This is a genomic window from Nocardia amamiensis NBRC 102102, from assembly GCF_001612745.1.
GTDB lineage: Bacteria > Actinomycetota > Actinomycetes > Mycobacteriales > Mycobacteriaceae > Nocardia > Nocardia amamiensis.
This window is the reverse complement of record NZ_BDBA01000029.1, coordinates 20,634-34,958: the sequence shown is the minus strand read 5'-3', so window position 1 is coordinate 34,958 and position 14,325 is coordinate 20,634. Positions and strand designations below refer to the sequence as shown.

15 protein-coding genes are annotated in these 14,325 nt (G+C 64.7%); 8 read left to right on the top strand and 7 right to left on the bottom strand.

Annotation, left to right across the window (positions count from 1 at the left end):
* The first annotated feature begins 329 nt into the window (after positions 1-329).
* The 3 genes from NA4_RS07975 (at position 330) to NA4_RS07965 (ending at position 3,891) form a co-directional block, all read left to right on the top strand.
* Entirely contained in the window at positions 330-1,331 is a 1,002-nt protein-coding gene (locus NA4_RS07975) for a serine/threonine protein phosphatase (RefSeq protein ID WP_067466530.1), read from the top strand.
* A gap of 86 nt (positions 1,332-1,417) precedes the next feature.
* On the top strand, positions 1,418-2,332 hold the full coding sequence (locus tag NA4_RS07970; RefSeq protein ID WP_067466335.1) for an alpha/beta hydrolase: 915 nt from the start codon (positions 1,418-1,420) through the stop codon (positions 2,330-2,332).
* Between the two features lie 2 nt (positions 2,333-2,334).
* Positions 2,335-3,891: a class I adenylate-forming enzyme family protein gene (locus NA4_RS07965; RefSeq protein ID WP_218022263.1), complete on the top strand. Its 1,557-nt coding sequence runs from the start codon at positions 2,335-2,337 to the stop codon at positions 3,889-3,891.
* 70 nt (positions 3,892-3,961) lie between these two features.
* Here the strand turns inward: NA4_RS07965 and NA4_RS07960 are convergent, their stop codons facing one another.
* Both NA4_RS07960 and NA4_RS07955 read right to left on the bottom strand, forming a co-directional pair.
* Entirely contained in the window at positions 3,962-4,786 is an 825-nt protein-coding gene (locus NA4_RS07960; RefSeq protein ID WP_067466327.1) for an ABC transporter permease, read from the bottom strand.
* Complete coding sequence (locus NA4_RS07955; protein WP_067466324.1) at positions 4,786-5,745, bottom strand: ATP-binding cassette domain-containing protein; 960 nt, start codon at positions 5,743-5,745, stop codon at positions 4,786-4,788. The genes NA4_RS07960 and NA4_RS07955 overlap by 1 nt, the downstream gene beginning before the upstream one ends.
* A gap of 96 nt (positions 5,746-5,841) precedes the next feature.
* On the opposite strand from NA4_RS07955, the gene NA4_RS07950 reads away from it, so the two are divergent.
* Positions 5,842-6,609: a TetR/AcrR family transcriptional regulator gene (locus NA4_RS07950; protein ID WP_067466321.1), complete on the top strand. Its 768-nt coding sequence runs from the start codon at positions 5,842-5,844 to the stop codon at positions 6,607-6,609.
* A gap of 353 nt (positions 6,610-6,962) precedes the next feature.
* Here NA4_RS07950 and NA4_RS07945 read toward each other — a convergent pair whose 3' ends face one another.
* On the bottom strand, positions 6,963-8,696 hold the full coding sequence (locus NA4_RS07945; RefSeq protein ID WP_067466318.1) for a right-handed parallel beta-helix repeat-containing protein: 1,734 nt from the start codon (positions 8,694-8,696) through the stop codon (positions 6,963-6,965).
* Positions 8,697-8,762: 66 nt separating this feature from the next.
* Between NA4_RS07945 and NA4_RS07940 the strand changes: the two genes are divergently transcribed.
* The 4 genes from NA4_RS07940 to NA4_RS40170 all read left to right on the top strand — a co-directional run bounded on the left by NA4_RS07940 (position 8,763) and on the right by NA4_RS40170 (position 11,751).
* Positions 8,763-9,635: a TetR/AcrR family transcriptional regulator gene (locus NA4_RS07940; RefSeq protein ID WP_067466315.1), complete on the top strand. Its 873-nt coding sequence runs from the start codon at positions 8,763-8,765 to the stop codon at positions 9,633-9,635.
* Positions 9,636-10,024: 389 nt separating this feature from the next.
* A complete protein-coding gene (locus tag NA4_RS07935) occupies positions 10,025-10,918 on the top strand; it encodes a hypothetical protein (protein ID WP_067466312.1) in 894 nt (297 codons plus the stop codon).
* An 89-nt stretch (positions 10,919-11,007) separates the two neighbouring features.
* Positions 11,008-11,232, top strand: coding sequence for a hypothetical protein (locus NA4_RS07930; RefSeq protein ID WP_157128891.1), 225 nt, complete (start codon positions 11,008-11,010; stop codon positions 11,230-11,232).
* Between the two features lie 342 nt (positions 11,233-11,574).
* Positions 11,575-11,751 carry a TOBE domain-containing protein gene (locus NA4_RS40170; RefSeq protein ID WP_245671185.1) on the top strand — a complete coding sequence of 59 codons (177 nt, stop codon included), beginning with the start codon at positions 11,575-11,577 and terminating at the stop codon, positions 11,749-11,751.
* Between the two features lie 72 nt (positions 11,752-11,823).
* Here NA4_RS40170 and NA4_RS07925 read toward each other — a convergent pair whose 3' ends face one another.
* The 4 genes from NA4_RS07925 to NA4_RS07910 form a co-directional block, all read right to left on the bottom strand.
* Entirely contained in the window at positions 11,824-12,210 is a 387-nt protein-coding gene (locus NA4_RS07925) for a hypothetical protein (protein ID WP_157128890.1), read from the bottom strand.
* Positions 12,211-12,223: 13 nt separating this feature from the next.
* Entirely contained in the window at positions 12,224-12,763 is a 540-nt protein-coding gene (locus tag NA4_RS07920) for a DUF3558 domain-containing protein (RefSeq protein WP_245671188.1), read from the bottom strand.
* Between the two features lie 191 nt (positions 12,764-12,954).
* Positions 12,955-13,161: a DUF397 domain-containing protein gene (locus NA4_RS07915; protein WP_084496890.1), complete on the bottom strand. Its 207-nt coding sequence runs from the start codon at positions 13,159-13,161 to the stop codon at positions 12,955-12,957.
* On the bottom strand, positions 13,158-14,036 hold the full coding sequence (locus tag NA4_RS07910) for a helix-turn-helix domain-containing protein (RefSeq protein ID WP_067466524.1): 879 nt from the start codon (positions 14,034-14,036) through the stop codon (positions 13,158-13,160). Before NA4_RS07910 ends, NA4_RS07915 begins: the two co-directional genes overlap by 4 nt.
* Positions 14,037-14,325: the final 289 nt, after the last annotated feature.

Sequence of the window (14,325 nt, the reverse complement as noted above, 5' to 3'; positions counted from 1 at the left end):
CCATCTCGCCCAGCCGCGCAAAGCGCTGCATACGCCAGACTCACCACGAGCCGTATTCGAAATCCGTACGAGATCGTTTGTGAGATGGAACTGATCAGGTTGTTGGTACGGCGTGATCAGCTCCTCCAAGCCACCCTCGTCGGACTCGTCGTTCACCAAACCGTCGCCGAAGTCGTTGGGGCGAAAGGGTGGAGCAAGCCGGGTGGGCAGCGCGGCCGTCCCGGCTCGACGTTGGCGCTGGTCGCCGATCCGCACCAGCGCCCACCGCACGCCGGCCCATGGGCGCGCTGTGGGGAATTTCGCGCACGCAACGGTGGCAGAATCGTGCGATGGCAGCCTCCAGGAGCGACCGCCACCGAAGACTCTCGGCATTTCTGGCTTCCCACAGCGATTTCGAGCTCGCTGAGCTCGTCGACACCGGTCGAGTCACCAGCGTGGGTGTGGGTGGCGGTACGGCGCTCATCGACGTCGACAGCGTGCCGGTGTTCACCAAGCGGATCCCACTGACCGACCGGGAACTCGCCAACCCGGGCTCCACAGCGAACCTGTTCGACCTGCCGGTGTTCTGCCAGTATGGCATCGGCGGCCCGAGCTTCAACGCATGGCGAGAGCTGGCCGCGAACATCATCGTCACCGACGCTGTTCTTGCCGGTGAGACACAGTCGTTCCCGGTGCTCTACCACTGGCGGGTGCTATCCGGCCGCTCGGCGGTCGCAGCCGAACACGCCGACATCGACACGGTGGTCGCCACCCAGGGCGGCTGCCCGGCCGTGCGGACCCGTCTCGAAGCGCTGGCCGCCGCACAGTTCAGCCTTGTGCTGTTCTGCGAATACATCCCACACCCGATAGCGGACTGGCTGCGAGAGGACCCGGCTGGGAAGGCCGCCACAGTCGAGCGACAGTTTTCAGAGATCGTGACGTTCCTGCGCGATCGGGAGTTGCTGCACATGGACGGACACTTCGGCAACATGCGCACCGACGGGGAGCGGATCTATCTCAGCGACTTCGGGCTCGCCACCTCGCCGCATTTCGACCTGTCGGCCGCCGAGCGCGACTTCGCCGAACGCCACGCCTCTCATGACGCCGACTATGCCGCCATGCGACTGGTCAACTGGCTGGTGACCGACGTCTGCGGAATACCGATGCCAACCAGCGGCGGCCCCGTCGCCCGCAACGAGTACGTACTCCAGTGCGCCGCTGGTCACATCCCAGACGGCGTGTCGCCAGTTGTGGCCGCGATACTGACCCGGCACGCACCTGCCGCCGCGAAGATGAACGCCTTCTTCTGGAAATTGTTCGGCGGCGACATCCACGCGGAATACCCCGGTTAAGGCAGAACGGGCCGATAACCCCAGCGGCGGGCCGGGCCGACCCTCATGGCCGGTGGTTCGCCTGCCAGCCCAAACCCGCGAGGACGATGTCCAAGCCGGCACGGAATTCGGTTTCCGGATCGCTGTCGATTCGTGACGAGTGTGCGGCGTGGCTGACCCTGCCGGATGGGCCAGGCCCGCATCCGGTGGTCGTGCTGGTGCACGGCGGCGGCGCGACGCACGAGATGATGCTCGGCCAATACGAGAAGTGGTTCTCCGAGGCCGGACTGGCCGTGGTGGCCTTCGACTTCCGTCACCTCGGCGAATCGGGTGGTCAGCCGCGGCAGCTGGTCAGCCAGCGCCGTTACGCCCGCGATATCGACTCCGCCCTCGACTTCGTCCGATCCCGTCCTGAACTCGACTCGACCCGTGTTGCGCTGTGGGGAACGTCTCTCGGCGCCAGCCACGTGGTCGCTGCCGCGGCACGCCACCCCGAGCTGTCCGCGGCGGTCGTGCAATGTCCCGTCCTCAGTGGGCGGGCCGTCGTCGCCCGAGCGGGAGCGCGGCACCTTCTCCGGTTCACCCTGCCGATACTGTCCGATCTCGTTCGCGCCACGCTGCATCTGCCACGGCGGTACGTTCCGCTGGTCGGCAAGCCCGGTGAGTTGGCGTTCGTCAATCAGCCAGGGGCGCTGGAGGGCTGGCAGTCGGTGACGCCGCCGGGCTACCGGTTCGACAACCGGATCACGGCCGCTTCGGGATTGGGCATGCTGTTCTACAACGCCGCCGCTGCGGCTTCTCGCGTGCGATGCCCGTTGCTGATCTGCGCAGCCGACCGCGAGAACCTCATCGACACTGCGATTGTGGAACGAGTCGCCGCGACTGCGCCCGGGGCCGTCCTCGAGCACTACGACGCGGACCACTTCACCGTCTACCATCCGCCGCACGTCGAACGGATCGTCGCCGACCAGATCACCTTCCTCCGCAGCCACCTGCGGCCGGGCGTGTACGAGAGGAGATGACCATGCAACGGATTCACGATCTACTCGCGAGCGCCGCGGACGCTGCCTCGTCATCCGTGGGATGGGTCTTCAAGGATCGGGAATTGTCCTTCGGCGAGATGCAGGAGCGGTCCGATCGGATCGCGGCAGGACTGCTTCGCAACGGGATCAGGCCCGGCGACCGCGTTGCCGTTCTCGGCACGACGACACCGGACTGGGTCGCCGTGTACTTCGCGGCGGCCAAGATCGGCGCGGTCCTGGTGGGCCTGAGTGTGCGCTATCGGGAAACCGAACTCGCTCATATCATCAGCGATTCGGGTGCACGCATGGTGATCACCGTGCCGTCCTATGAGAGCACCGACTTCCTGTCGATCATCGCAAAGCTTCGTCCCGGCCTTCCACAGCTGGAAACGGTGGTGACTTTCGGCGAAGGAGGCGACTCGACCTTCGATGAGCTGCTGGACGCGTCAACGGACAACCGGCGACTCGCCGCAGCGAAGGCGGCAGTCTCCCCGCACGACCCGGTCATGATCATCTACACCTCTGGGACAACCGGAAAACCCAAGGGTGCAACCCTCACCCACGGCAGTCAGCTGGCCGCGGCACAAGCCCAGGCACAGCACATGCGGCTGCACAACCACGACGTGCTCCCGGCTGCCGTCCCGCTCAACCACGTCAGCGGAATAACGTGTTGCGTGCTGGCCGCACTCGTCGCACACGCCCGCGTGATCCTGCTGGAGACCTTTGATCCTCGGGAGATCGCAGCTCTGTTCCGGACTGCCGGCCTCACCCTCTGGGTCGGGGTGCCCACGATGCATACGTTGCTGCTCCACCGCTCGGAACTCGACCTGGTCGACGCCTCGAAGGTGCGGTTGGTCGTCACTGGTGGCGCCAACGCGGAACCCGCCTTGCTGGAGCGGCTCACCACAATATTTCCGAATGCCACCGTGATGAACCTCTACGGGCTGAGTGAGACCTCCGGAGCGGTCGTCATGACCTCATGGGACGACGACCGCGATACCCTCGCGCGCTCGATAGGGCGGCCGCTCGCAGGTGTGGAGATCAAAATCGCCGACACCGCCGGAATGGAAGTTCCGATCGGGCAAACCGGCGAACTCATGGTCCGTTCCCCGTCGCTCATGGCCGGTTACCGCAACATGCCGCACGAAACCGCCCGCGTGATCGACGAAGGCTGGCTGCACACCGGTGATATGGCCTGCATGTCCGCACAGGGCTCCATCGTGCTGCGTGGGCGGGCCAAAGAGATATTCGTGCAAGGTGGGTTCAACGTCTACCCGATCGAAGTGGAAAACGTACTGACATCACACCCCGACGTCATCATGGCAGCCGGAGTCGGCGTTCCCGACCCCGTTCTGGGCGAGATCGGCCGCTACTACGTCGTTCTCGCTGCAGAGGCCGAGACCACCGAAGAGGATCTCAAAGCCTTCTGTTCCACACGAATCGCCGACTACAAGATCCCGAAAGAGATCATGATCCGAGCCGAGCTGCCGCTCACTCCGGCCGGCAAGATTCAGAAATCCAGCCTGGACAGCAACCCGCGAGTCACGAACGCGAAGTGACCTGAGCAATAGCACGGCGCCCGGCATACGTGAGATGCCGGGCGCCGAACGGGTTACACGCGACCGCGGATCAGCGGCTCAATCGCTGGAATCGCCGCACGGCCAGCGGCAGGAAGATCGCGGTGAGAATCAACGGCCACACCACCGCCATCAACAGCGAGTGCTGTTCCACCCAGGAGTCGCCGCTGCCCACCGGTGTCCCGAACAACTCGCGGGTCGCCGCCACCGTGGACGAGATCGGGTTCCATGCCGCGATGACGCCCAGCCAGTCCGGCATCAATTGCGGCGCAACGAAAATGCTCGAGATCATGGTGAGCGGGAAGGCGACCGCGAACAGTCCGCCTGCGGCCTCCGGATTGGGCACGAGCAACCCGAGCCACACGCCCACCCAGATCAGCGCGAAACGCAGCAATAGCAACAGACCGAATGCCGCCAGGCCGCGCAACACGCCGCCCCCGGGGCGCCAGCCGATCGCCAAGGCGGTCAGCATCAGGATGGTCAGCTCGGCGCAGGCGACGATCAGATCGGTCACGCCGCGTCCGGACACCACCGCCGACGACGCCATCGGCATCGAGCGGAATCGGTCGATGACGCCGTTGGTGGCGTCGTAGACGACCACCGTCGCGGTGTTGACGAACCCGAAGGCCATCGTCATCGCGAACATGCCCGGCATCAGGAAGCTGCGGTAGTCGCCGCCACCCGGCACGCTCATCGCGCTGCCGAACACGTACCCGTACAGCAGCACCGACAGAATCGGGAAGCCCAGTTGCCAGGCGATGTTCACGGGCTGGCGCTGGTAGTGGGTCAGGCCGCGGCGCACCATATTCCAGCAGTCGGCGACCGCCCAGTAGGCACGCGACCGCGAGCGGCTCGGGGTGAGGTCGATCGTACTCATCAGGCCGCCTCCTCGGTGGTGGTGCGATGTCCGGTCAATTGGAGGAAGACGTCGTCGAGGCTGGGCCTGCGCAGCCCGATGTCCTCCACGTCGATGCCCTCGTCCTGCAGGGTGCGCGCGACTTCGGTGAGCGCCGCGACGCGATCGGTGACCGGCGCCGACACACGCAGCTCCACGTCGTCGGTGTCCGGCTCGCCCTCGCACACCCGCGCCACCACCTTGGCGACCGCGGGCAGGTCGGCGACGTCCGCGGCCACGACCTCGATACGATCGCCGCCCACAGTGCTTTTCAACCCGTCCGGGGTGTCGTCGGCGATGGCACGCCCGTGATCGATGACGGTGATCCGGGACGCGAGTTTGTCCGCTTCCTCGAGGTACTGGGTCGTCAGCAGCACCGTGGTGCCGTCGGCGACCAAGGCGCGCACCGATTCCCAGACCTCGCCGCGGCTGCGCGGGTCCAGACCTGTGGTGGGCTCGTCGAGGAACAGCACATCCGGTGCGAGGATCATCGACGCCGCCAGGTCGAGCCTGCGGCGCATGCCGCCGCTGTACTTGCCGACACCCCGATCCCCCGCCTCGGTCAGGTCGAAGCGTTCCAGCAACTCGGTCGCCCGATGCTTGGCGCGCCGGCCGCCGAGATGGAACAACCTGCCGAACATCTCCAGGTTCTGCCGCCCGGTGAGTACTTCGTCGACGGCCGCGTATTGGCCGGTCAGCCCGATGCGCGCCCGTACCTCGCGGGGGTTGTGCGCCACGTCCAACCCGGCCACGCTGGCGTGACCGCCATCCAGCCGGATCAGCGTCGAGAGGATGCGCACCGCGGTGGTCTTGCCCGCGCCGTTGGGGCCGAGCAGCCCGTGCACCGTGCCGCGGCGCACGGTGAGATCGAATCCGTCCAGGGCCCGCTTGTCCCCGTATCTCTTTTCCAGTCCTTCGGCGAGGACCGCGAAATCGTTCACTACTTACCTTCCCCGTGACATACCCAAACTGAGTACAACGTACCCAGATCAGGGTACAACGTACCCAGTTTCTTGCCAAGCGGATAAGCTGACTTCATGGCCAGCGTGGAGACCAGCGGCGGCGGCGACATCGCCCGCACCCTCGACCTGCTCTGGGGCTCGGGCCCCCGGCCGAGCCGAGGGCCGAAACCCGGTTTGTCCCTGGACCGGATCGTCGACGCGGCGATCGAACTGGCCGACGCCGAGGGTCTGGCCGCGGTGACCATGCGCCGGGTCGCGACCGAGCTCGGCACCGGCACCATGTCGCTGTACCGGTACCTGCCAGGCAAGGCCGAACTGCTGGATCTGATGCTCGACAAGGTGCAGCGGCCCATCGACGGCCCAGTCGGAACCGTCGACGGTTGGCGGGCCGCGTTGGAAACCCTCGCCTACGAATCACTCGCACTGTATCGGCGCCACCCGTGGCTGACGGGCGTGGATCAGTCGCGGCCAGTGCTCGGACCGGGCGCGATGGACGGCATGGAGAAGGTGCTCGGCGCGATCCGCCCGATGGGATTGCCCGATCGCGAACTCGTCTCGGTGGTCATCATGATCTCCGGCTACGTGCTCGGCGTCGCCCGCACCCAGCTGTACCAGCAAGAGGCCGAACGCAAGTCGGGCATGACCGACGCGGAATTCTGGCAGGCGCAGGTCCCCGTGCTGGGCCAGGCCTTGGCCACCGGCCGCTACCCCGTCATGGCCGCCCTGTCGGACGACGCGTTCTCCCCCGATTTCGACCACTTCGGCTTCGGCCTACAGCGGCTCCTCGACGGGCTGGAACACTATGTCGCCCAGCGTGATAGGGCTGAGCCGACCGCGCCGTGAGCGCCTTTCGCCCAGTCGCGACCGCGACGTGCGCGATGGCGGCGTCGACCCCTGCTTCAGCAGTGGTGCACCGTCACCCCCAGTTCTGGCTCTGTCCCACATTCGGTGGTAACCGGACGTGGGACAGAGCCGAAGACTGGACTGACGCACCAGTAGCGCCACCCAAGGCGGCGGTCGGTGCCATGCTCGCAATGGCGTGTTCCACAGCGTCATGTGTTCTCGCGGGCAACCTTCGGCGGGGGCTGCAGCATCGTGTATTGGTGTGGACGGGCAGCGCTTGATCGCCCGTCCGGTGTGTCCGAGTGTCATTGCCCCCGCTGTACCAGGCCGGCGGTGGCCGGCCCGGTATCGAATCAGGCGGACGTGGCGGTGGGGGTCCTGCGTAGGAGTCCGGCTCGGGCGCGTACTGCGGTCATGGCCTCGGGCTCGGCTCGGTCGGTGATCGTGGTGTTGTCTTCGTAGGTGACGCCGGGGGGTGGGGCGTCCGCACCGATCGGGTCGATGTCCCAGAAGTTGCCTCGGTAGACGACATTGTCCAGCGGCGGCGAGACATGCAGGATGGCGGTGCTGTCGGCGCGGACGACGACGTTCTCTTCGACCGTCACCCAGGTCGCGCCGTAGTCGGTGTAGAGGCCGAAGTTGTAGGGCGTGTGCGTGTCCTCGATCACGTTGCCCCGGATGTTTGCGCCCGATCCGTGGGAGTCGCCTTGTTCGCCGGCCAGGTAGATGCCTCCGCCGTCGGCCAGCACCTGCATAGTGTCCGTGGTGAGGTTGCGCAGGATGGCGGTCTTTCGGCCGGGGCCGGCGACGATGCCGCAGTGGGGCACGTCGGCGATATGGTTGTGTGCGACCGTGCACCCGACTGTCCCGGTCAGTGCGATGCCGGGCGAGCCGGAGAACTCCAGGCCGACGCGGTGGACCCAGTTGTCCTCCACGAGGGTGGACTTGCTGCCCTCAACCACCAGGGCCCCGGCCGAAAGCGTGTCGAAGTCACATGCGCGCACCGTGACGTCCGCACCGCCGGAAATCCCCAGCCCCGTGGCGCCCAATCGAGTGAAATGGCAGTCCTCGATCCGTACACCGAATACCTCCTCCAGCACGAGGCAGGCGGGGATCGTCGCGGACTCGGCGGGCACCGTGACCGAGCCGACGCCCTCCCCGAGCGAAACAGTGTGTACCGTGCCACCGGTATAGAAGCCGCTTCCGTGATAATGCAGGAAGCCTTCGGGGCCGCTCGGTCGGAGCCAGGTGGCGTCGGCGAACGTCAACCCCCGGAACGTGACACCACTTACACCGCTGACGCGTAGCAACGTCTCCAGAACGGGCGCGACCACCGGGGTGCGATCTGGATGTTCGCCCGGCCGGGGCAGGTATCGCACGAGATGACGGCCTGGGTGTGAACGGTCCAGGACGAACGTGCCGGGCTCGGTGAGGAAGGCGGAGTCGTTTTCGACGTGGGTCGGCAGGCCAGGGCCCCGGGAGGTTTGGCCTTCCCAGGTGGAGTTGTACAGGGCCAGTGCACGTCCGAACGCGGGTTGGGCCATGGTAATCACAGTGCCGCCGTCGCCGGCCGAGACGGAGGCGACGCCGCAGCGTGCCTCCGTCCACGGGTAGATGCCCCGATGCACGAACTCCACATCGCCCGGGCTGCGCCACGACAGTGGCTCGGGGCTGTCTGTGACATAGCCGGTCTGGGTCATGGTGACCTGGCCGGGCAGGCCCTCGACCCCCGCCCGTTCGGCTCGGCGGCCGTTCACATACAGCTGCCGGGTGTTCAGATCGCCCACCTCAGCCAGCCAGACGCCGTTTTCCACCCGCCATCCGGTGAGGAGGCGGCCACCGCTGACGACAGCCTTCTCCTGCGCGGCGGTGCCGTACCCGTAGGGCTGGTAGACGACCCTTCCCGAGTCGGCGGCAGTGAGTTCCCAAGGTTCGTTCAGCACATGCGTACCGTCTCTGAGCTGGACGATGACCTCGGCGGCAAGGGTGCGGGCCGCGACCTGCGCACGGCCGAGGGTGGCGAAGGGACGGTCACGCGTACCCGGCGCGGAGTCGTCTCCGAGGGGGTCGACGAACAGTTCGGTCATGGGTTTGATCACCTCTTGATGTTTATGGCGTACACAGGGTGTATACCCTATACGGAGGAGGGTGTTATGACGCAAGGCGAAACCGAAGATCCCGACCATGTAGTGGAAATGCTGTGGCACGCACGGGGCACGCGACCGAAACCGGAGTCGAGGCCGGGGCTGAGCCTCGATCGGATCGTGCATGCGGGCATCGAGCTGGCCGATGCCGAGGGGCTGGCCGGATTGTCGATGCGGAAGGTGGCCGAACGGCTGGGCTTCACGACCATGTCGCTCTACAGGCACGTGCCCGGACGCGCACAGCTCGTCGACCTGATGTGCGATGCGGTGGCGGGCGAGACGCAGACCGATCAAGCCCCGCCCGAAGGAAATAGCTGGCGGATACGGCTGGAGGCGTGCGCGAGAAATGCCTGGGAGCTGCGCCGGCGCCATCCCTGGCTGGCGCAGGTGCGCGGCCGGCGCGTGCCCGGACCGCACACAGTCGCGCGCTATGAGCAGATGCTGGACGCAGTCGCCGATACGGGGCTGCTTCCTACCGAGGTGATCGCCGTGGTCGGCCTCGTCGGTCGGTTCGTCGACTCCGAAGCGCTGCTACTCCAAGAATCGTCCGAGGCCGAACGACACAGCGGAATCAGCGACGAGGACTGGTGGGCCAGCCGTGACACCCTGTTCGAGCAACTGGACGAGTACCCCACGCTCACTCGTCTGTGGGAAGAGGGCGGTTTCGACCTACCGGAGAACCCTTTCGAGTTCGGCCTCGCACGGCTACTGGACGGCATCGACCTACTGATCCGTCAGCGTTACGAAACTGGTGACAATAATGAGGTCTGCGTCGCGTGCGGGACACCGGTAGACCGCTCCGCCTCCGGACGACCACGGATGTACTGTTCAGCGTCTTGCCGCCAGCAGGCATATCGGAAACGCAAAGCCCGCCAAGGCTGAGCTCGAACATCGACCACGTGGCGCCTACGAGCCCCGGATCCACCGCGGTGTCGGTCCGATTTGCCGCGCCCACGCAAGCAGCCCGCCTCGATCAAGTCGAAAGGATCTGCTGTTGGAGCATCAGGATTGCCTTTCATTTCGCGGTAGCCCAGATCGCAGCGAACACGCCCCTTCAACGAGTATGGCAATTCGTGCAGGCCATCAAGCCCACTCGAGTCGGCCGTGCGATCGGTTGTTCATCCCGGCTCCACACGTCGGTATCGAGCAACGCTCGCGTGCGGTAGGTCGCAGTTCGCGGCCGACTACGCTGCGGAACGATGCGGCAAAGCGCCGGAACTGATGGTCTGCTATAGGTTTCAGACGAACACGAAGGCGCCGCGAGGAGGACCATGGATGCCGAACGCACCGGCCGCAAGGTCGTTGACCCCGGCCGCTTCAATCCGGACACACCGAAGCGAGGGACCTCCCAGCACTCCGATCGGCGGCTGTCGGCGCGTGCCCAGCGCGCCATCTTGCGCGAACGCGTAGTGCCGCTGCTGGCAACAATAGCGGGATTGGCAGTCGTGCTGGCTGTGGCGATGGCAGGTACCGCAGTCCTGCTGATCGGATGTGGCTATATCGAACAAGGACGCGACCAGGCCGAGCGTGACAGCTGGTCACGCAAGATCGAGACTGCCATCCGGGCCCTTCCGGGGGTGACCGACGCGTCACACCGGTTCGAGCACTACAAGGGCAGACATTTCAACGCCGAACTCGACGTGCGGCTCGGGGACGACGCCACACCGGCCGAGGCCGCGTCTGTGGTGAGTGCCATGGGCGCTCAACAGCTTCCGCGGCGTTTCCAAGGCGACCCGACAGAGGTCACCATCGACCGGATGGCGGACTCCTATTCCGCGTACTGGCTTTTCGGCCGTGACGTGAGCACTGAAGCGAACGCCGCAGACACCTGGGCGCGACTATGGGCCGCCGGCACCGAAGTGCACTGGTCCTCGCGCGGCGGCGACGCGAGCCGCATTACCAACGCCATCGACATCCGAGCGGGCTCCGAGAGCGAACCTCACCGCGCCACCGCGGCGATGCGCCGAATCATCCGGGACTTCCCCGAACTGGCATCCAACCATTGGACCGTATCCACCGTTCATGAGCGGGAGCGCGGGTTCACCAATCACTCGGAACGGCGCCCCGGTCGTATCCATGGCCCCATGATCGCGTCACCCCCCACCAAGAGCCCACCCCTCGCTTCCCGTCCAATGATGAACTCGACCTGTGGCAGTGGTTCCTGACCGATCAACCCATCCCGTTCTTCGTTCGGGTGTCGGTCTACGACCCGCCCTCCGAAGGCCGCACACTGAGCGTCACCGTATTCCCTCCCGTGGGTACGGAATTCAGCGCCGCGCAGACCACACAACTCGCCGATCTGCATCTTCCCTACCTTGCTGGCTCCGGCGCGGCAGTCGACTACACGATCCACACACCCAACGGCCCCGTCTACTCCTACGGCCCCTTTTTCGAGGTCCTGGTCGGCGGCTGCCAGATATCCGGGCACAATGTCTTACCGGAGTCGCAGCCCTACGTGCGTCAGTACGAACGCTGCTAGGGCTCTGGGCACGACGGCCGGTGTATCGACAGTTGGCTTGCTGGTCGTATTCGTGTGGTTGGCGACGGCATGAGCGGATTACCGTCGAAGGTATGTACGGCAGGACTGGTTCGGTCCCGAGTCCTTCATAGCCGTAGTCGTCGGTATGGTCTGTATTTCGCTGCCCTACACGGGTCTGGTTGCGCGAGAGGCTATCTGGCTCATAGCGGGACCTCCTCTCGCTGGAATCCTCCTCATCGCCCTCAGCGCTTCCGGACTTCCGCTCAGTGATAGCCTTCGCCGTACCGGTGCCGAGTTACCCTTCTCGTTTGCCGGATTTCTGCTGGCTACGGGATCCCACCCGTGCTCGCCGACGTCACGCCCGCCACCGTCGCCGAGCTGCGCCTACGGCCGGGCATGCGGCAGTGGGCCGCGGTCAAGGCCACCGAAACATCCCGGGATTGCTTGTCGGTCTCGCTCTCGGAGCAGTGTCGACTTGACGTGGCCGGCGCGGGCCGTAATGCCGAATGCCCGTGGTGAAGAAATCCCACACGCTCAGCGCGAACATCAGCGCAGGACCGGTTCAGGGTCTCCATCCTCTAGAACGGGCACTCATCCGCCCATCTGATCGGTGGAATTCGCGATCTGTGCCGCGTTCTCGATATCCTGACCGGTGATGCGCTTGAACGAGATCGCCATGACCTCACGCATGTTCTTCACGGTCTCGATCTCTTCGAGGATGACGCTGTCGATCGAATTAGCGTCACCGGTGGCCTGTTTCAGAAACTTCTTGCGCAAGTCATCCGCCATCTTGAAGTCGCCGAAACCGGAAACATTTTGGGTGTTCTGCGCCATCTCCCAGATGCTCATGAGATCGGCAATGCGTTGATCGCATGCCTTTGCACAATGGTAGGCAGCCTGTTGGTCATCAAGATAGAGCTCTCCGCTACGCGCTTGCTCTACCAGCCTGGACCACAGCGATGCAGTTTCCTGATTCATTTTGGCCTCCCACTCAGTGCGGAAAAGTAGGTACCAGCGCCTCGCCAACGCGATACAAGATCGCGCAAGTGTCCTCCGACTGGCCCGTCAGAATTGCCGCCCTGTTGTGAATCCGCAACTGTACGACGCCTTGAGAGGCAGGGAACAGAACATCGCACTGCAGATCCTTTGATGCCCCTTCGACCTTGAATTGCCGACCTTCACGGCCAGCAACCGTGACGTCCTGGAATTCAACGTTTCCGGGCTTCTTCTCGAATTCCGCCGCTGTGCGCGCAGTCGAAAACACCGTGATGGAATAGCTCGTACCCCTCGGGTCCTTCCAGCTGCAGATCTCCCATCCGGACTGGTGCACCCCGCCAATGCCGGTCTCCTCGGTTGCCGGATCGACCCTTGCCGCCCGCAACGCATCATCGGGAATTTCCGTGCACGGGTTGAACAGGGCCTTGGCTGCGGAGGTGGTTGTGGTGGGCGAATCGTTCGTGGTGGTACCGCAGCCAACAGAACTCGATGCAAGCAGAAAACCAAGCAGCATCAACGTGATTCGGCGCCCCATCCCCACCCTCTCCACCTGCGACGGCTCAGAATAAGCCAACTCTAGCAGACGACCTACTGATCTCACTTGCGCACGACGGTGCCATCGTGCCCAGGCACGCGCTGCAGTTCGGGTCAAGCGACGAAGACCCCGATCCTGTCCCTGGCGGACTGGACTCGAGGCCGCAATCTGCTGTCTGTGCGGTTCGCCCGTCAGGCGCGCCGGTCGAATTCTCCGTCCGTCACGCCTGCGGTAAAGGCATCCCACGCGCTCGACGTGAAGACCAGGGCAGGACCGACCGGGTTCTTCGAATCACGGACACCGACCATGCCCCTGTCGAGGTACGCAACCTCAACACATGCGGCAGCGTCTTTAGATCTGCTGCTCTTGAACCATGTCGCATTGGACAGGTCGATCACGTGCCGTACTCCTTCGCCATCTTCAGCAATAGCTTCCTGGACTCGGTCTCGTCAAGTGCAACAGCTCGAATGGCTGAGCGCGCTGTGCGATACTGATCAATCTCATCAGCCTTGTCCAGGTACAAAGCCCCAGTGTAGCCCTCGACATAGACCACCGGCGGCTCGGTCAGAACCGGGTTCGTATGCTCCGGAAACTCGAGCAGCACAAACGGGCCTACCTGCAACCCCAGGTGGCTGCCAGCGTCGAGCGGGATGATGCGGATGGATACACTCGGCAGTTCCGCCAGCTCGGCAAGGTACCGTAGTTGCTCCGCCATTACCACAGCGCCGCCGACGTGATGAGCCAACGCCGCCTCACTGAGCAGCACTTCGAGCGCAAACTTGTCAGGCGGCTCTTCAAGGCGGGCTTGCCGTTTCGCCAGCAGCTCCATGCGACGGTCGATCTCGTCTTCACTCAGCGGTGGCTGGTAGGTCCGCGCAATCGAACGTCGATACGCGTGCGTCTGCACGAGCCCTGGCAACAGCGTCAACTGAAAGGACGTGATGTGCCGGGCAGATTGCTCGAGCCCGACGAATAACTCGACGTCCGCCGAAATCGCATCGCTGTAGGACTGCCACCATCCTGTCTTCCGAGATTCCTCGGCCAGCCAGATCATCAGTGCGCGATCATCGGCACTTGCTCCGTACAGGTCGCACAGCGCGTTGATCACCATCCGCTTGATCTGTGAGTTCTGACCGGATTCCAAGCGCCACAACGTCTGTCCGTTCATCTCGACCGCGGCGGCAGCCTTGGTCCTGGACAGCTTGGACCGCTCCCGCATCTCGGTCAGACGCCGCGCCAAGATCCGCCGGGGAAGGGTCGAGCCTGTTGCCATCGAAGCTACCGTCCTTCGCTGCACTAAGAGTCTTAACAGTCGATTTGTAGCGATTTCACTTTAGAGCAAGTCGATCTGTAGTACTCCAAATCTCTCTTGATCGGTGCTTCACTGAACGTGCGCCTGGCAGCCGAGCCAGCACCGTCCCGCCCCGCCTGCAACCCATCAGGCGCGAGTTCCGAAACGCAAGACCTGCTTCAACTTGCCGCCAGACCACCACTGTCACACCTCTTTTGGAGACTCCGTGTTTCGCCCACGATTGACTGATCACAGCGCAGCGCGCTTCCCG

Excerpts from the sequence above, each read along its gene's own strand:
- NA4_RS07975 (WP_067466530.1), top strand. The coding sequence starts at position 330 with ATGGCAGCCTCCAGGAGCGACCGCCACCGAAGACTCTCGGCATTTCTG.
- NA4_RS07970 (WP_067466335.1), top strand. The coding sequence starts at position 1,418 with ATGTCCAAGCCGGCACGGAATTCGGTTTCCGGATCGCTGTCGATTCGT.
- NA4_RS07965 (WP_218022263.1), top strand. The coding sequence starts at position 2,335 with ATGCAACGGATTCACGATCTACTCGCGAGCGCCGCGGACGCTGCCTCG.
- NA4_RS07960 (WP_067466327.1), bottom strand. The coding sequence starts at position 4,786 with ATGAGTACGATCGACCTCACCCCGAGCCGCTCGCGGTCGCGTGCCTAC.
- NA4_RS07950 (WP_067466321.1), top strand. The coding sequence starts at position 5,842 with ATGGCCAGCGTGGAGACCAGCGGCGGCGGCGACATCGCCCGCACCCTC.
- NA4_RS07945 (WP_067466318.1), bottom strand. The coding sequence starts at position 8,696 with ATGACCGAACTGTTCGTCGACCCCCTCGGAGACGACTCCGCGCCGGGT.
- NA4_RS07940 (WP_067466315.1), top strand. The coding sequence starts at position 8,763 with ATGACGCAAGGCGAAACCGAAGATCCCGACCATGTAGTGGAAATGCTG.
- NA4_RS07935 (WP_067466312.1), top strand. The coding sequence starts at position 10,025 with ATGGATGCCGAACGCACCGGCCGCAAGGTCGTTGACCCCGGCCGCTTC.
- NA4_RS07925 (WP_157128890.1), bottom strand. The coding sequence starts at position 12,210 with ATGAATCAGGAAACTGCATCGCTGTGGTCCAGGCTGGTAGAGCAAGCG.
- NA4_RS07920 (WP_245671188.1), bottom strand. The coding sequence starts at position 12,763 with ATGGGGCGCCGAATCACGTTGATGCTGCTTGGTTTTCTGCTTGCATCG.
- NA4_RS07910 (WP_067466524.1), bottom strand. The coding sequence starts at position 14,036 with ATGGCAACAGGCTCGACCCTTCCCCGGCGGATCTTGGCGCGGCGTCTG.